The 16,844-nt window shown below is 69.7% G+C and carries 12 protein-coding genes; 3 read left to right on the top strand and 9 right to left on the bottom strand.

Annotated features, from left to right (window positions below):
• Positions 1 to 26: 26 nt before the first annotated feature.
• The 5 genes from ACWIF2_RS18200 to ACWIF2_RS18180 all read right to left on the bottom strand — a co-directional run bounded on the left by ACWIF2_RS18200 (position 27) and on the right by ACWIF2_RS18180 (position 7,708).
• Complete coding sequence (locus tag ACWIF2_RS18200; RefSeq protein ID WP_454361515.1) at positions 27 to 794, bottom strand: hypothetical protein; 768 nt, start codon at positions 792 to 794, stop codon at positions 27 to 29.
• Complete coding sequence (locus ACWIF2_RS18195) at positions 791 to 1,249, bottom strand: hypothetical protein (protein WP_454361514.1); 459 nt, start codon at positions 1,247 to 1,249, stop codon at positions 791 to 793. Before ACWIF2_RS18195 ends, ACWIF2_RS18200 begins: the two co-directional genes overlap by 4 nt.
• Before the next feature lie 10 nt (positions 1,250 to 1,259).
• Entirely contained in the window at positions 1,260 to 3,497 is a 2,238-nt protein-coding gene (locus ACWIF2_RS18190) for a glycoside hydrolase domain-containing protein (RefSeq protein WP_454361513.1), read from the bottom strand.
• Positions 3,498 to 3,905: 408 nt separating this feature from the next.
• A complete protein-coding gene (locus tag ACWIF2_RS18185; RefSeq protein WP_454361512.1) occupies positions 3,906 to 5,591 on the bottom strand; it encodes an Ig-like domain repeat protein in 1,686 nt (561 codons plus the stop codon).
• A gap of 287 nt (positions 5,592 to 5,878) precedes the next feature.
• Complete coding sequence (locus ACWIF2_RS18180; protein ID WP_454361511.1) at positions 5,879 to 7,708, bottom strand: phosphoenolpyruvate carboxykinase (GTP); 1,830 nt, start codon at positions 7,706 to 7,708, stop codon at positions 5,879 to 5,881.
• A 327-nt stretch (positions 7,709 to 8,035) separates the two neighbouring features.
• Between ACWIF2_RS18180 and trhA the strand changes: the two genes are divergently transcribed.
• From trhA to ACWIF2_RS18165, 3 genes are read left to right on the top strand one after another with little or no spacing between them, the layout of a single operon-like run.
• Entirely contained in the window at positions 8,036 to 8,749 is a 714-nt protein-coding gene (trhA, locus tag ACWIF2_RS18175) for a PAQR family membrane homeostasis protein TrhA (protein WP_382490126.1), read from the top strand.
• A gap of 34 nt (positions 8,750 to 8,783) precedes the next feature.
• On the top strand, positions 8,784 to 9,410 hold the full coding sequence (locus ACWIF2_RS18170; protein WP_454361510.1) for a TetR/AcrR family transcriptional regulator: 627 nt from the start codon (positions 8,784 to 8,786) through the stop codon (positions 9,408 to 9,410).
• A 33-nt stretch (positions 9,411 to 9,443) separates the two neighbouring features.
• Positions 9,444 to 10,175, top strand: a complete 732-nt coding sequence (locus ACWIF2_RS18165) for a Mut7-C RNAse domain-containing protein (protein ID WP_454361509.1) — start codon at positions 9,444 to 9,446, stop codon at positions 10,173 to 10,175.
• Positions 10,176 to 10,250: 75 nt separating this feature from the next.
• Here the strand turns inward: ACWIF2_RS18165 and ACWIF2_RS18160 are convergent, their stop codons facing one another.
• From ACWIF2_RS18160 to ACWIF2_RS18145, 4 genes are read right to left on the bottom strand one after another with little or no spacing between them, the layout of a single operon-like run.
• Positions 10,251 to 12,656 carry a galactose oxidase-like domain-containing protein gene (locus ACWIF2_RS18160; protein WP_454361507.1) on the bottom strand — a complete coding sequence of 802 codons (2,406 nt, stop codon included), beginning with the start codon at positions 12,654 to 12,656 and terminating at the stop codon, positions 10,251 to 10,253.
• The gene (locus ACWIF2_RS18155) at positions 12,640 to 13,848 is read right to left on the bottom strand and encodes a glycosyltransferase (RefSeq protein ID WP_454361505.1); all 1,209 of its coding nucleotides are present in this window, start codon (positions 13,846 to 13,848) and stop codon (positions 12,640 to 12,642) included. Before ACWIF2_RS18155 ends, ACWIF2_RS18160 begins: the two co-directional genes overlap by 17 nt.
• Positions 13,845 to 15,497, bottom strand: a complete 1,653-nt coding sequence (locus ACWIF2_RS18150; RefSeq protein WP_454361503.1) for an ArnT family glycosyltransferase — start codon at positions 15,495 to 15,497, stop codon at positions 13,845 to 13,847. The genes ACWIF2_RS18155 and ACWIF2_RS18150 overlap by 4 nt, the downstream gene beginning before the upstream one ends.
• A complete protein-coding gene (locus tag ACWIF2_RS18145) occupies positions 15,494 to 16,813 on the bottom strand; it encodes a glycosyltransferase (RefSeq protein WP_454361501.1) in 1,320 nt (439 codons plus the stop codon). Before ACWIF2_RS18145 ends, ACWIF2_RS18150 begins: the two co-directional genes overlap by 4 nt.
• Positions 16,814 to 16,844 lie beyond the last annotated feature (31 nt).

Raw genomic sequence — 16,844 nt, 5'->3', positions numbered from 1 at the left:
AAAACCGGACCGCGCGCGAAGCGGCGTCAGGCCGCCTTCCGCTGGCGGCGGGCGAGGGCCTCGGCGGCCGAGCGGCGGCCCTTCTCGTGGACGTCCACGAGGGTGCCGGCGCTCTCGCCCGCGGTCCCCTCGACGCCGGCGCGGAGGCGTTCGGCGACCGCGGTCAGGCGCTTGTCGTCGGGTCCGACGGCGAGGTAGAAGAGCGCCTCGTCGACGGCATGGTCGTCGCCGCCCCAGCGGACCACGCCGTCGAGTTCGGCGAGGATGTCGCGCAGCACCGCGAGTTCCAGGGGGAAGTAGCCGCCCTTGGCGCCGGGCGGGTAGTGGCCGGGCCGGATACGGACGGCGGTGCCGGAGGCCAGGTTGCGGGCGGGCCCGCGCAGCCCCTTCGGAGCGGTCCAGCCGACGGCCTCGCCGGGCTGGAGCTCGGCGATCTCGTAGTGGAAGCGGCGGACGAGGTGGACCAGGACCGTCTCGGGAGCGCCGAGCCGGATCTGGAGGTCCGTCACCGGGGTGCCGGGCACGGGCCGCGTGGCGATGGATCCGCCCTGGTCGGCGGCGGTCTCCATGTCCCACCCGTTGGCCGAGTCGGCCCCGGCGAGGAGTCGCTTGTTACGGGCCTCGGCCCGTGCGACGCCCTGGCGGACGGCCTTGGGGAAGGTGTAGTCCCGCGGCTCGGCGGCGTACGCGGGAGAAGCCAGCGCCTGCGAGTACGGGACCGCCGCGGCGGCGGTGACGGCGGCGGCACGCAGCAGGAAGCCTCTGCGGGACAGCGGGGCGGGAGCGTCGCTCACGTGGTCCTCTTCTCGGGGTGCTCGGGTGTGGTGGTGCGGCGGTGTTCGGCGAGGGCGATCAGAGCGAGCGTCACCGCGATCACCGCACAGACCGTCATCACGGGCGCGATGAAGCCGGGGACGGCCGCCGCGTACGAACCACCGGACGACATGCGGCAGTCGAGGGCGGGCGGCAGGTAGGACACGCTGTAGCCGCTCACCTGCCCGTACAGCGAAGGGTTCGCGTTCTGGCAGGCCTGGGCGGTGCCGCTCTCGTCGAGGAAGAGCGACACCAGGCCCCAGACCCAGGCGATCGCGGCGAGGGCCCCGGCGAGCGCGGCGCCGCCGCGTGCCACGGCCCCCGGGCCGCCCCTGCCGATGGCCGGGAGGCCGTAGCCGACGAGACCGAAGGCGGTCACGGCGGCGACGACGACGCAGAGCAGCAGGGGCAGGGCGGCGGGGTACGAGGTGGTCATGGCGACCACCTCACCCGCCGGCGAGCTGCCGGACAAGGTTGTTGTACTTCTCGAAGATGTGGTACAGCCCCATGCGCTTGGCGGCATGAGCCTCGGCCTCGTCGCCCCAGCCCTGGTAGCGGCGGATGATCTCGAAGATCTCGCCCTCGGTGTAGTTCAGGCTCATGGCGCGCAGCTTGGTCTCGCCGGCCGGGGGGTTCTGGCCGCCGGGCTTGCCCGCGACTCCCCAGAGGTGGATCAGCGGCACGGTCCGCATGGTGAAGGCGTTGTCCTTGTTGACCTTCTGCCACATCGTCCAGATGTCGGCGTCCTTGGTCGGATCCAGACGGGTGCCGGTGACGAAGCCGTTGTCGATGCAGTGGTTCCAGGCGCGGATGCCGTTCTCGCCGCTGATCTGCCCGATGCCGGTCGAGGAGTCCTTTTTGATGCCGACGCCGTTGAGGTGGTACTGGGCGACCGCGTGGTCCACGGTCTGGTCGATGAGGTCGTAGTGCCGCATCTCCCAGTAGGCGGAGGTCTGGATCATCGCCTTGCGCATGTTGTACGCACGGGACAGCTGGGTGGTCTGTGCGTCGTGCGACATGATCGTCTCGAAGCACTGGGTGTGTGTGAAGAGCCGCGCTTCGGTGCCGGTGCCGCCGTCGTCCTCGTAGCCGATGCTGCGCATGTAGCGGCTGAGGTCCGCGTGCAGGGCGTTGAGGAAGGAGCCGTCGAAGGCGACGTCGGGGCGCGGGGGCCGGGGCGCGTTGAAGGAGGCCTGGCCGGTGTCGCGTCCGGAGGCGATGTTGACGTCGATCTCGATGGAGCCGGCGCCGGAGCCGACGGTGCGGGTGACGATCTGGTCGTACGCCCAGTCGGCGGGCAGCGGGTAGCCGAAGTTCCCGGAGAAGCCGGAGGACATGTCGGAGACGAAGGAGGCGGTGGAGTGCCCGGCCTCGCCGACCCGGGTGCAGACGTTGCGCGGCCCGTACACACCGACCTTGAACTCCGCGCCGTCGACGGCCAGCGCGTCCACGATGCCCTTGAAGTGCGGCAGGACGTTCGACGTCACCTCGTGGTCGAGCGCGTCGAAGTCGACGGCGAAGAAGATCCGGGTGCCGGGCTTGAAGCCGTGGTCGAGGGCGGCGTTGGCGGCCGCCTGGCCCGCGGCCCGTCCGGCGCCGTAGTTGAAGCCGTCGGCGTCCCTGCCGTACGTCTGGTAGATCGGGAAGCAGCGCAGGCCGTTCGAGGCGATGGTGGCCAGCTCGCCGGGCTGGATGGCCTTCTCGGGGAGCGAGGTGGCGCTGGGGTTGGTGAGATAGCGGCCTATGTACTTCACGCCAGCCGCCTTGAGGGTGGCCGCACGCGCGTCAGTGATCTTGGTGACGCCGTCACAGGCCTCGCCGCTACGGCTCTGGTCGCCGTAGGAGACGAGGAGAGAGGCCCAGGTGGAGAAGTCGCCCTTGCCGGTCACCGGGAGCTTCGCGAAGGACTGGAAGCTCGAGACGGCGGTGGAGACCGTGCTGGTGAAGTTGCCGAAGGCCACCGACCGCTGATTGAGGATCATCGCGCCGGTGAAGAGCCGTGCCCAGTTGCCGGAGCTGCCCACCGACAGGGTGTGCGACTTGAGGCCGGACTGGGTGCCGGGCCCGAAGACGCCGTTGGCGACCCCGTCCGCCATCCCGATCTCGTACTGGACGGCGAAGAGCATCGACTTGGCGACGTCGCGTGAGTGGTGGCCGTCGCAGGGGATGACGTAGTAGTCCTTGCGCAGGACGTACTGGCCGTTGAGCCACTGCTGCACCGCGCGGACCGCGCTGGAGCCGCCGCTGACGGTGACGTACGCGTCCATGTTGAACAGGCCCTTGATGACCTTCGGCCACAGTGCGCTGCCCGGGTAGACCGCGCTCAGCCCCATGTCGGCGTTGAGCTGGGTGACGGACTGCTGGACGCGGGCGCTGTAGGTACCGTCGATGGCGCTGCCGTCGTAGCCCTTGCAGTACAGGGCGGACTGGAGGATCCGGCAGAAGTCCGCGTGCGGCACGTTGTTGGCGTCGATCTTGCCGTACTTCTCCGCGATGGCTGCCAGGGTGGCCGGCCCGAAGCTGTTCGACAGGTTGGTGATGCCCAGCTCGTACTGGAGCGCGCGCGTCAGGGCGTACATGGTGGGCCAGCCGGTCTGCCCGTTCTCCTCGACGGTCATGCCGATGCGGCTGCCGTACACGCGGTTGATGAAGACCTGGGCTTGACGCACCATCTCGTCGGCCATGAGGGGCCCTCTCAGCTGGGGGATGCGGGGCCGCGCCTGGACCGGGCGGCACTTGGTGGGTGGAGCGGCACTGGGCGGGTGAGGTCCCGCCGTTCGGGCACCGGACGCCTCCGGCCGCGGTGGGCACCGGCGGCCGGAGGGTCCGAGCGAAGGGCGGAGCGAAAGGAGCGGGTGGGCTCAACGCCCTTGTGAAGTCTTTCGCTTGACCATTTCATAGCCGGGGCATCAGACGATCTTGGATTGATCCCAGCAATAGCACCCAGATCGGACCCGGCGAGCGACCAGTTGTGATGGACCCGTGCCCAAGGTGAGGCCGAATGTGCGCACAACCTTTCGTGCGCTCAAGCGTCCCAACTGCGTGGACACATACGGAATGTGTGGCACCGTCACATCGGCGGCCGCGGGCCCCTAGCGCCTTACGTAGACCTCCGCCGACGCCGTCGTTCCCTCGTGCAGGGCGTCGCCCGGCCAGCTGACCGTGTAGGTCACATCGCGGTGGGTGCGGGGGATGTCGTTGATGGTGAAGGTGCCGTCCGCTGCGACGGTCACCGACGAGAGCGTGCCGGTGCCGAGGCGGTCCTCGCGGACGACCTTGAGCACCGCCCGGTCCGCCAAGGGCTTGCCCTGGGCGGTGAACTTGCCGGTGATCTCGATGCCGCCGGACATGGTCGCCTCGTCGGGGGCGGTGAGGGCGATCGCGCTCGAGGCCTTGCCCACCGTCACCGTGTGGGTGATGTCCGTGGCCGGACGGTGGGTCAGGTCGCCGAGGTAGGAGACGGTGTAGGTGGCCTCGCCGATCCGGTCGGGCTCGTCGAGGACCGTGAAGGTGCCGTCCGCCTTGACGGTGGCGGCGCCCAGGTCGTGGGTGCCGCTCGCGTCGGTGCGGGTCGCCTTGACCTTCAGCGGCTCGGCGGGCGCCGGCCCGTCGTGCTCCAGCCGGCCGCGCACGGCGAGCGGCTCGCCCGCCACGGCCTGGCCGGGGCTGTGGATGAGGCCGCCGGTGAAGCGGCTGTCGTACTGGACGGCGGGCGGCTTGATGATGTGCAGCCAGTACTGGCCGCCGGCCGCGTTGGTGGTGACCGCGAACAGCCGGGATCCGTCCGCCGCCCACTCCATGCCGCGCGGCACGACCCGGTCACCGTCGAGGCTGCCCTCGAAGACGAACTCCAGCGGGGTGGTGGAGTCGCCCGGGTCGGCGGGCTGCACCAGCAGGTCGGGGACGGCGCCGGTGGCGGAGGCGCCGCGCGCGATGTACTTGCCGTCGCCGCTGAAGGCGACCGCGCTGGCGCTGGCCCCGTCGGGCAGGGCCCGGTAGCCGGTCGCCGCGTCCGACAGGTCGCCGGTGTTCAGCAGCCTGGTGCCGGCGGTGGCGTCGGCGAGGGCGACCTTGGTGCCGTCGGCGGAGAACGCCAGGTCCTTGAGGTTCAGGGCGCCGTTGCCCTGGCCGTCGGCGAAACGCCGTGCGGCGTTGCGCACGAGGGAGCCGTCACTGGTGTCGTACACGGCGAGGAAGGGGTCGGCCGCCTTCGCGCCCCGCGGCTGGCCCATGAGCATGCGGTCCCCGGCGCCGGCCTCCAGCAGCAGATCGCCGTAGTCGTTCCAGCCGGTGCGGGTGTGCGTGCCGTTCACGATCCCGTCGAGATGGGTCTCGGAGGTGGCGCACTGGGAGGTCGAGGACGCGTTCGGCGTCGTGAACCAGGTCTGGCCGCCGGACTGGGCGACCTCACGGCCGCACGTGTCGGTGTTGACCGAGGCGACGGTGGTGCGCTGGTAGGTGGTGGTGTCGAAGGCCTCGATACGGTCGCGCAGGCCCGCGTACAGCGTGTTGCCGTCGGCGCTGACCGCCAGGCCGGAGACATGGGCCTGATTGGTGGTGAGCGTCGTGAGGCGCTCGCCCTCGAAGCTGTAGACGGCGATGGTGCCGGAGTTGAGGTAGTAGCCGACGTTGCTGTCCGCCACGAAGACGCGCTGGTGGACGTTGTCGACGGCCAGCGCCGAGTACGACGAGATCGGCAGCTTGGCCACGGCGTCGGAGGCCGCCGCGTGTGCCGCGGGCGCGGCGGCGACGGTCAGGCCGGTCCCCGCGAGTAACACGGCGGACAGGGTGGCCGCGATTCGTCTGGAACGGTGTGCGGTATTCAACTGTGCCCCCCACAGGCTGTTTTGAGAGCCCCACCGGGACCGGTGGGGCGCCTGCAGAGCATGAAACAGGTGTGAAGATTCGGTGAGCAAGGGGGCGCGACGGGGACGACGAAGGCAGGGGCTCGCACGCCGTTGTGCGAACCCCTGCCTCCGGTACTGCTGTCACCGCGGCCGGCCGTGACGATGTTGCTGGTCAGGGCACTCTCGGTAGACCGGCCGCGGAGTCTTGGGTGCGGGTCTCAGCCCAGGCGCTGCACCAGCGCGCGGTACTCGTCCCACAGTTCCTTCGGGGTGTGGTCGCCGAAGGTGTTGAGGTGCTCGGGGACCAGGGCGGCCTCCTCGCGCCAGACCTCCTTGTCGACCGTGAGCAGGAAGTCCAGGTCGGCTTCGGACAGTTCGAGGCCGTCCGTGTCGAGGGAGCCCTTCGCCGGCAGGACGCCGATCGGCGACTCGACGCCCTCGGCCGTGCCCTCCAGGCGTCCCACGATCCACTTCAGGACACGGGAGTTCTCGCCGAAGCCGGGCCACACGAACTTGCCCTGGTCGTCCTTGCGGAACCAGTTGACGTAGTAGATCTTCGGCAGCTTGGACTGGTCCTTGTCCTTGGCCACGTCGATCCAGTGGGCCATGTAGTCGCCCATGTTGTAGCCGCAGAACGGCAGCATCGCGAACGGGTCGCGGCGCAGCTCGCCGACCTTGCCCTCGGCGGCGGCGGTCTTCTCGGAGGCCACGTTGGCGCCGAGGAAGACGCCGTGGTTCCAGTCGAAGGACTCCGTCACCAGCGGTACGGCGGTGGCGCGGCGGCCGCCGAAGAGGATCGCCGAGATCGGCACGCCCTTGGGGTCCTCCCACTCCGGCGCGATGATCGGGCACTGCGAGGCCGGGACGGTGAAGCGGGCGTTGGGGTGGGCGGCCGGGACGCCGGACTCGGGCGTCCAGTCGTTGCCCTTCCAGTCCGTCAGGTGGGCCGGAGTCTCCTCCGTCATGCCCTCCCACCAGATGTCGTTGTCGTCGGTGAGGGCGACGTTGGTGAAGACGGAGTTGCCCCAGAGCGTCTTCATCGCGTTGGCGTTGGTGTGCTCGCCGGTGCCGGGCGCGACTCCGAAGAAGCCGGCCTCGGGGTTGATGGCGTAGAGCCGGCCGTCCTCGCCGAAGCGCATCCAGGCGATGTCGTCGCCGATGGTCTCGACCGTCCAGCCGGGGACGGTCGGCTCCAGCATGGCGAGGTTGGTCTTGCCGCAGGCGCTCGGGAAGGCCGCGGCGACGTACTTGGCCTCGCCGCGCGGCGGGGTGAGCTTGAGGACCAGCATGTGCTCGGCCAGCCAGCCCTCGTCACGCGCCATGACGGAGGCGATGCGCAGGGCGTAGCACTTCTTGCCGAGCAGGGCGTTGCCGCCGTAGCCGGAGCCGTAGGACCAGATCTCGCGGTCCTCGGGGAAGTGCGAGATGTACTTGGTCGTGTTGCAGGGCCAGGGGACGTCCTCCTGGCCGGGCTCCAGCGGGGCGCCCAGGGTGTGCACGGCCTTGACGAAGAAGCCGTCGGAGCCGAGCTCGTCCAGGACCGCCTGGCCCATGCGCGTCATCGTGCGCATGGCGACGGCGACGTACGCCGAGTCGGTGATCTCGACGCCGAGCGCGGACAGCGGCGAACCGAGCGGGCCCATGCAGAAGGGCACGACGTACATGGTCCGGCCGCGCATCGAGCCGCGGAACAGGCCGCCCTGGCCCCCGGCGCCCTGGAAGATCTCCCGCATCTCGGCGGGGGCCTTCCAGTGGTTTGTCGGACCCGCGTCCTCCTCCTTCTCGGAGCAGATGAACGTCCGGTCCTCCACGCGGGCGACGTCGGTGGGGTCGGAGGCCGCGTAGTAGGAGTGAGGGCGCTTGATCGGGTCGAGTTTCCGGAAGGTGCCCTTCTCGACGAGCTCCCCGCACAGGCGCTCGTACTCGGCCTCGGATCCGTCACACCAGACCACGTTGTCCGGCTGGGTCAGCTCGGCGATCTCGTTGACCCACGAGATCAGCCCCTGATGGGTGGTGGGGACGGTGGGAGCCGCGATATCGCGCGCCACGATTGCTCCTAAATGAGGGATTTTTTGTGATGTGGAGGCCCCGTGGGGGCTGCGACCCGGATGCTTCACGGTGAAACTTGGCGCTCATCCGGTGCCGACCGCACTCATTTGATCATCCGACGTCCGCGCCCATCTGTCCAGAGGAGCGCACAGGTGAGCAACGTGAGGATCGCCACGGTTTCTCACGACGCTTTACGTGCACGTTGGGTTCATATGACCGTCCGTTTGCGTAACCATCGTTCGGCGACAGTGAGAGGATGGCCACTCTTCGTCGGCCAATCAGCTGGACTGATAGGTCACTTACGGTTCCGTAGCTACCATTCGGCCATGACTGCGTTCGTCCCCGACGCGCCCTCGGATACGCCGGCCGACGGCCGTGGCCCGGTGGCGCTCTCCCTGCCGCACCCGGTGAAGCCCAAGCTGCGCGGCTGGCTGCACCTCGGCATGTTTCCGGCCGTTCTCGTCGCGGGCCTGGTGTTGACCGCCCTCGCCGACTCGTCCAGAGGGCGCCTCGCCTGCGGTATCTACGTACTGACGGCGTGCCTGCTGTTCGGCGTGAGCGCGCTGTACCACCGGGGCAACTGGAGTCCGCGCATGGACGGCGTGCTGCGCCGTCTGGATCACGCCAATATCTTCCTGATCATCGCGGGCACCTACACGCCGCTGACCATGCTGCTCCTGCCGGGCGCGAAGGGGCAGTGGCTGCTGTGGGGCGTCTGGGCCGCGGCGGCGGCCGGGATCGTCTTCCGCGTCTTCTGGGTCGGCGCCCCGCGCTGGCTCTACACGCCGTGCTACATCGCGATGGGCTGGGCGGCCGTCTTCTATCTGCCGGACTTCATGCGGACCGGCGGGATCGCCGTCCTCGTCCTGGTCATCGTCGGCGGGCTGCTCTACAGCGCGGGCGGCGTGGTCTACGGGATCAAGAAGCCCAACCCGTCACCGCGCTGGTTCGGCTTCCACGAGGTGTTCCACTCCTTCACCCTGGCCGCCTTCATCACGCACTACGTGGGGATCTCCCTGGTGGCGTACCAGCACGCGTAGGCAGTGCCTGCCTTTTGACAGTTACTGTCATGTCATGACGGTCCCACGCACCACCCCCGCCGAGTGCCCCCCGCTGGGACTCCGGGAGCGGAAGAAGATCAAGACCCGCCAGGCGATCCGCGCCGCGACCTACGCGCTGATCGAGGAGCAGGGCTACGACGCCACGACGATCGAGCAGATCGCCGACCGTGCCGAGGTGTCGCCGTCGACCGTCTTCCGCTACTTCCCGACCAAGGAGGACATCGTCATCACCGACGAGTGGGAGCCGGTGATGACGGCGGAGCTGCGGGCCCGGCCGGAGGACGAGTCGTGGGCCGACGTCCTCAGGCACGTGATGCGCAAGGCACTCGACCTGAGCCTCGCCGAGGAACCCGAGGTGACCCGGCTGCGGTCGCGGCTCGGGGTCGAGGTGCCCGCGGTCCGGGCCCGCATGATCGAGAGCACGGCCGCCACCGGCCCGCTGCTCCGCGAGGTCCTCGCCGACCGCTCCGGGCTCGATCCGGACAGCCTGGAGCTAAGGGTCTTCGCCACGTCCGTGATTTGCGGGCTGATGGAGGTCTCCCACTACTGGGCCGAGACCGGCCACCGGGACGACATCCGTGACCTCGTCGACCGCGCCCTCGACGTCCTGGAACACGGCCTGCCGACCGGAAAAACCTGAGGCGGCGGCTTGTCGCCGTGTCATCCTGACCAGGTGAACGGTCCCGAGATCCACGTCGAGTTCGCTCCCGAGCTGCATGTGTTCGCCCCCCGGGCCCGGCGTGCGGGCACCGTACGGGCCGCCACCGACGGCGTCGCCGGCCTCGGCCATGTCGTCGAGTCGCTGGGCGTGCCACTGACCGAGGTGGGCGCCCTGGTCGTGGACGGCCGCGAGGTGCCCTTCTCACACGTCCCTGCGGCCGGCGAGTCCGTGACCGTACGGGCCGTCGCACGCCCCCAGAAGATCCCGGGCGCTCCCCTGCGCTTCCTCCTCGACGTGCATCTCGGGACGCTGGCCCGCCGGCTGCGGCTGCTCGGCGTGGACACGGCCTATGAGTCGACCGACATCGGGGACCCGGCGCTGGCGTCTCGTTCGGCGGCCGAGCAGCGGGTCATGCTGAGCCGGGACCGGGGGCTGCTGCGTAGGCGTGAGCTGTGGGCGGGGGCGTTCGTGTACAGCACGCGGCCCGAGGAGCAGCTGCGGGACGTCCTGGACCGGTTCCGTCCCGAGCTGCTTCCCTGGACGCGCTGCACCGCCTGCAACGGGGTGCTCCGCAAGGCGACCAAGGACGAGGTCGCCGATCAGCTGAAGCGCGGTACGCATGCGACGTATGACGTGTTCGCGCAGTGTGGTGCGTGTGGGCGGGCCTACTGGAAGGGTGCGCATCACGACCAGTTGGAGGCGATCGTGGAGCAGGCGATGGAACTTCGGTCCGAGCGCCGTTGATGGTTGAGCATCGGGGGGAACCGCGCGGCCGTTGGGGCTGAGCGCGCAGTTCCCCGCGCCCCTGACGGGGCGCTTCTAGCGTCTGGTCAGGTCTCCCCTGCCGCAGGCGATTCCGTCCTTGTTCCTGTCAAGGCCCAGCGGGTCGTCCCTGCCGTTGATCTTCAGGCGGCCGTAGTCGTTGGTCTTGAGCCACTCGCAGCGGGCTGCCGTCGTCTTCTTCACCTCCGCCGGGAAGTCCGTCGGCACGCAGACGTTGATCGAGCCGTAGTGGCGGTCGCAGCCGGAGATCGTCGGGCTGACCTTCTGCGAGACCCGCTTCTTGCCGGGCTTCACCACCTTGCCCTCGGGCGCGTCGGCGAAGTCGTGGACATGCGCTGACGCGTCCGTCGCCTTGAGCGCCTGCGGGCCCTGGAGGTGCACCCACTTCGCCACCGAGGGCACCCCGTTGGCGTCGACCGCGAAGAGCATGTACCAGCCGGGCGGGGCCAGGTTGCGGTTGCTCGTGACGTTCAGGTCGACGTTGTTGCCGTCCACGGACAGCGGCAGGTCCACGAACCGCTGGTTCGGGTCGGAGGAGTGCGTGACGGCGGCCGGGCGGATCAGCTCGGCCTTGGCGATGGGCCGGTCGACGGTGATCCGCTGGGTGTCGCCGTAGTTCCACTCGGTGTCGATGACGGAGGTGATCTGCGGGCGGGGGCCCTTGAACAGGTAGGGCGGGCTGTAAACCGACACGTCGTGGTTCCAGGTGCCGTTGCCCGGGTTGTCGCCGGTGGTCATCACACGGCCGTCGGGGAGCAGGAACGCCGAGGAGTGGTAGCCGCGCGCCTCGGGGTCGACGGCCACCGGGTCGAAGGTCTCCGACTCGGGGTCGAAGATCGACGTCTCGTAGACCGGGTTGGCGCGGTTGTGCAGGGCGCCTCCGGTCTCCAGCACCTTGCCGTCGGGCAGGAGCACGGCGGAGACGTACATCTTGCCCTGGTTCCCGGTCTGCGGGACGGGCCCGTTGCCCAGGTCGACCGTGCCCTGCGGGATCGGCGGCCCGGCCACGTACGAGGGGTTCGGCTGCTTGAGGTCGATGATGTCGGTCAGGCGGTTCGCCTCCGGGTTGGAGTCGATGTTGCCGCCGCCGAGGGTGAGGACCTTCTGGTCCTGCGCCGGGGGCAGCAGCACGCTCGCCGACTGGTCGCGCTCGTCCTTCTTCTGCAGGCCCGGCACCTGGGTGACCGTGTTGGCGTCGTAGTCGTAGAGCGCCGAGCCGGTGCCCGGGATGTTGTTGCCGAAGACATGGCTGCCGGAGTAGAAGAGGCGCCCGTCCTGCATGAGGATCATCGACGGGTACAGGCCCCAGTACGACCAGGTCTGGTTGACCTTCCACAGCGGCTGCCACTGCTGCTCGGCCTCGGAGAACAGCTCGGCGGTGACCGAGCCGGTGGAGTCCTCGCGCAGTCCGCCGAAGGAGATGACGTCGCCGTTGCCGAGGATCGTGGCCGACGGGTACCAGTGGCCGTCGTTCATGTCGTTGGTCTTGGAGTACGTCTCGGTCTCCGGGTCGAAGACGTACGAGTCCTTGTAGCCCTGGTAGCCGACGCGGCCGTCCGCCGAGGGATAGCCCTTGTTGCCGCTCATCACCAGCACGCGCCCGTCCTGGAGCTGCACATGCCCGGCGCAGAACATGTCCTTCGGCGTGGGGACGATCTTGTAGGAGCCGTTCGCCGGGTCGTAGACCGCGGAGGTGAAGGTGCCGGCCTCGAACATCGACTCGTCGTTGCCCGAGCCCGCGATGAGGAGGACCTTGCCGTTGTGCAGGACGACAGAGTGCATCGAGCGCACTGGGTTCTTCGTGGGCAGCACGTCCCACTTGCCGTTCGCGCACTGCTCGGCGGTGCCGGTGCACCGCGGCGGCAGGACCGGGTCGGGGACCTGGTCCATCGTGTAGTCGTCGGTGGTGGCGGAGCCGGTGCCGTAGACGGAGACACCCCAGGAGATGCGGTCGGTGCCGGCCGGGACCTCGGGGGTGCGGACCGTGGCCCGGGTCCAGTTCCCGGCGAGGTCCAGCGTCTTGAGGTCGGTCCAGTACTGCCAGCCGGCCGTCGCGTCGTGCCGGAACAGCGTGATCGCCGCGTCCGGGGTGGTCGTCTTGTACCAGAGGCCCAGGTCGTACTGCTTGCCCGGCGTCACCACCGGCGCGCACTCGGCGGACTCGGTGATCAGCGCCTTGCGGTCGCCGTCGGCGCGGCGGGTCAGCTCGACCTTCATGGCCTTGCCGCCGGAGTGCGCGTCGGCCGTCGTGGTGAAGGTGAAGTCGTTGTCGCCCCAGCCGGACTTCTCCCAGCAGTACGGCATGTCGCCGGTGCCGGCGGTCTCGAAGCCGGGGTTCTTGATGAGGTTGGCGGCGGAGGCGGTCTGCGGAGAGGTCAGCAGCAGGCCAGCGGTGAGGCCCGCCACGGCCAGGAGTGCGGTACTTCTACGACGTCTTTTCACACGGCTCTCCTTGCTGTGCGGAGCTCCCGCGCGCGGGCTTCTCACGTCCCCGGCGCGGCAGATAGACCAGCGCTTCGGTCCCCGCGAAGCGCAGGACGAAGGTCGTCACCAGCGCGAGCGCGGTGGCGGACAGCACACCCAGATGGAACTGGTGCACGAACAGGGCGATCAGCGGGATGCGCAGCACCAGATCGGCGTTGGCGAGCAGCGCGAACCGCCCGGCCCTGTCCCACCAGCGGCGGTGCCGGCGCCGCTCGCGGAACAGCAGATGCTCGATGAGCAGGAAGTTCCAGGCGACGCCGAGCTGGTTGGCGAGGATCTCCGCCGGTACGTAGTGCATGCCGAGCGCGGTCAGCGCCCACAGGCCGACCAGGTTCGGCAGGAAGCCGGTGAGCCCGATCAGGCCGAAGCCGACCATGCGCGCGCCCGGCGAGGCGGTGCGCAGCCCGGCCAGGTGGCGCAGGAAGCGCAGGCCCTCCTGGGCGGTCGACTTGGACTCCCCGGCGAACCGGTCCTGGAAGACGAAGGGCACCTCGGTGACCGTGCGCGGGCGGCTGCGGACGGCGAGTTCGAGGAGGATCTTGTAGCCGAGCGGCTGGAGCACCTCGGCCGTGACGGCGCTGCGGCGGATGGCGAAGAAACCGCTCATCGGGTCGCTGATGCCACGCAGCCGGCGCGGGAACAGCGCCTTGGTCAGCCAGGTCGCCCCGCGCGAGACGAACACCCGGTAGCTGCCCGCGAGCCCGGCCCGGCTGCCGCCCTTGATGTACCTGGAGGCGACGACGAGCCCGGCGCCCGCCCGCTCGCCGGTGGCGACCAGGTCGGGCACGAGCGAGGGCGGGTGCTGGCAGTCGCCGTCCATGACGACGATCCAGTCGGAGGTCGCCGCCTTCATGCCCTCGACGACCGCGCCGCCGAGCCCGCCCACCGGCTCGTCCCGGTGCAGCACGGTCACCGGGAACGGGCAGTCCTGCGCCGCCTTCTGGATGACCTCGGGCGTGTCGTCGGTGGAGTCGTCCACGAAGACGACCTCGCAGGGCAGCCGGGCCGGGACGGCCTCGGTGATCTGGCGCAGCAACTGCCGTACGTTCGCCGACTCGTTGAACGTCGGTACGACGATGGTGACGGCGCCCGGTTCGGGGATCTCGGTGGTCTCTACGACCTCTGCGGGGACGGTGGACTCCTGGCTCATCGCGCGCCTCCGGCGGACGTCTGGATCTGGCGGATCTCGATGCGGTCCTCGCCGGTGCCGAAGGTGGCGACCGGGTCCGAGTGCTCCATGGCGGCCTTGACGTTGGGCAGGTCGGCCGCGTCACGCCGGACGGTCGGCGAGGCGACGACGTAGTCGAGGTCCTTCCAGCCGCGCGGCATCGTCTTCGTCACCGCCGGGTCGAGGTCGGCCTTGTAGAACCAGATGACGCCCAGCCCGGGCCGGTAGCCCTGGTGCACCAGGTCCAGCCAGAGGGCGTCGTCCACCAGCACCCGGGTGCGCTCCGGGTCCTCGACCTCCGTGGCCAGCCACCGGGAGGCGGCCTTGTAGGGGGCGTTGGCGTCGGTGGTGACGGCGATACGGGCGCCGTCGTACCAGCGCGGGACGACGTAGGCGCCGGCGGAGAGGGCCAGGACCGCGGCGAGCGCGTACCGGCCCAGACTGACGTACCGTTTCTCCGCCTCGGAGCGCCACCGGCTCAGCACCGCGTGGGCGACGGAAGCGGTGCCGCCCGCCAGGACGAGCGCGAGGAACGGCAGGGCCTGGATGACGTACATCGCGGGCAGGTAGCCGTTCGGGCGCAGGGCCAGCGCGGCGAAGATCGCGACGGCCAGGGCCGGTCCGGCCAGGGCCCGGGCGGTGACCGACCAGCGCCAGGTGACGAGCAGCAGCAGGGCGCCCGCGAGACCGCCGAGGGGCAGGACGCGGTCGTAGTACAGCCACGACTGGAGGACGCCCCAGGAGCCGGAACCCTGGTCGAGGATGAAGCCCGAACCGGGTCTGGTCATCTGGTACTTGACGCCGTCCCAGAGGGAGACGTGCCCGGCGCCCGGCAGCAACTCGCCCTTGAGCAGGGCGAACAGAGGGTATGAGAAGCCGATCAGCGCGCAGGCCGTGACGGCTCCGGTGAGGGCGAACTTGCGGGTGTCCCTGTGGCTGTGCCGCCACATGGTGAGGAACAGCGCGGGCAGGACGACGAGCATCGTCTCCTTGGTGAGGACGGCCGTGGCGGCCGCGATGCCCGCGCCGAAGTGGTGCCAGAGGTGGCGGCTCGGGGACGCGGCGAGGGTGAAGGCCAGCAGCGTCCACATCACCGCGAGGTTGTCGAGGAAGATCTCCCGCTGGAGGACCACGGACAGCGGGGAGAGCCCGAAGAACACCATGCCGAGCCCGGCCGCCCAGCGGGGCAGCGCCAGACGGCGGCCCAGCACGAAGACCAGGACCGCGCTGATGCCGCTGATCAGCAGCATCGCGGCGCGCATGGTGCCCACCGTCATCGACTCGGGGCTGATCAGTGCGGGGATCCAGGTCAGCAGGGCGATCTGGATCCAGCCGAGGGGCGGATGGTCGTACCAGTAGGTGTAGTGGGCGAGGCCGTTGCCCTGCTGGACCGACCAGGCCTGGGCGAGGTAGGTGCCCTCGTCGTCGCTGAGGGCCGGGTAGTCGGCGATGTTCCAGCCCTGCACGGTGAGGATCGCGACCAGCAGGACACCGCACAGGATCAGGTCGGGCCGGGAGGAGCGCAGCCGACTCGGCGGCTCGGGCGTTCGACGGGCCGGACCGGCGTCCGGCACAGGCTGCCGCTGCGCGGGGACCTTCGGGGTGGTCGCCGCGGGAAGGGTGGAGGTCACGCGGGGACGTCCTCTCGGGTCACGGGTACGTCCTCGACGTCCTCACGGGTGTGCGGGGCGCCCGCCCGGGTCGCGGCCGTCTCGTCGAGATGCGCGCCGACATGGGTCGTCAGCTCCCAGTCGTTGCGGCCGCGCTGCTCACGCCAGACGGCGCGCACGGCCGCCCCGGCGAGCAGGACCTGGTAGAAGGGGCCGCCCAGGACCAGCTTCAGATAGTGCGCGAAGCGGACGCGCAGCCCGTACTGCTTGCCGAAGTCGTGCAGTCCGACGATCTCGAAGACGAAGGTGACCAGGGCGGTGACGGCCGGCAGGAAGGTGATGAAGGCGATGCCGACGGGCACGTCGAGGAAGAGCGCGATCGCCACGTTCAGCGGGATGATCAGACCGGTGAAGGCCTGCATGAACGGCGTCATCAGGGTGTAGCGGGCGAGCAGCCGCTGCCCGAGGGTGGGCAGTTGCTTCCAGTCCTTCTTCCGGTACACCTGGAGGAACCCCTGGTTCCAGCGGGTGCGCTGCTTCAGCAGGGACATCAGCGAGCCCGGGGTCTCCTCCCGGGTCACCATGTCGGAGTCGTAGGCGACCACGACCTTCTTGCCGACGCTGGAGAGCCTGACGCCCAGGTCGCAGTCCTCGGCGAGGCAGTCGGGATCCCAGCCTTCGGCCTCCCTGAGGACGTCCGTGCGGACGAAGACGGTGTTGCCGCCGAGCGGAATGAAACCTTTCTGCGCGTGCAGATGGAGCCGCGAGCGGAACCAGAAGAAGTACTCCAGACAGTTGCGCAGGCTGTACCAGCTGGAGTGGAAGTTGATCAGCTGCACACCGCCCTGGACGACGTCCGCCCCGGTGGTGCGGAAGGCGTGGTCGACGTGCGCGAGGAGCGCGGGGTGGACCTGGTCCTCCGCGTCGAAGACCCCGACGACGTCGCCGCGGCAGTGCGGCAGGGCCGTGTTCATGGCCTTCGGCTTGTTCTTCTTCTCGTGCGTGTCGACGACGACCCGGACCCGTGTGTCACGCGCGGCGGCCTGCTCGGCCACCGCTGTGGTCTCCGGGTCGTCGTGCCCGACGATCACGATGATCTCGAAGTCGGTGTGGCTCGACTCCAGCAGCCGCTGGATCGTGTGGTCCAGCACCGCCTGTTCGTGCCGGGCGGGCAGCAGCAGCGAGAAGGAGACGTGCTCGTCCCCGTCCGGACTGCTGAACCGCGTGGAGGCGAGCACTTCCGGCGTACGCCAGGCGTGCATCTGCCACCACAAGGTGAACGCCGCCATCCAGAACAAGGCAAGTGAAACCGCAGCGATGAAGACAGACGTCAGCAAACAGATCCCCCCAGATCCCCTAAACCCCCAG

The sequence above is a fragment of the Streptomyces sp. NPDC055506 genome, from assembly GCF_053643595.1.
This window is presented reverse-complemented; position numbering and strand designations above follow the sequence as displayed.

Bases quoted from the DNA above. Each gene is read 5' to 3' on its own strand.
- ACWIF2_RS18195 (WP_454361514.1), bottom strand. From the start codon at position 1,249: ATGACCACCTCGTACCCCGCCGCCCTGCCCCTGCTGCTCTGCGTCGTC.
- ACWIF2_RS18170 (WP_454361510.1), top strand. From the start codon at position 8,784: ATGACGGTCCCACGCACCACCCCCGCCGAGTGCCCCCCGCTGGGACTC.
- ACWIF2_RS18190 (WP_454361513.1), bottom strand. From the start codon at position 3,497: ATGGCCGACGAGATGGTGCGTCAAGCCCAGGTCTTCATCAACCGCGTG.
- ACWIF2_RS18155 (WP_454361505.1), bottom strand. From the start codon at position 13,848: ATGAGCCAGGAGTCCACCGTCCCCGCAGAGGTCGTAGAGACCACCGAG.
- trhA (WP_382490126.1), top strand. From the start codon at position 8,036: ATGACTGCGTTCGTCCCCGACGCGCCCTCGGATACGCCGGCCGACGGC.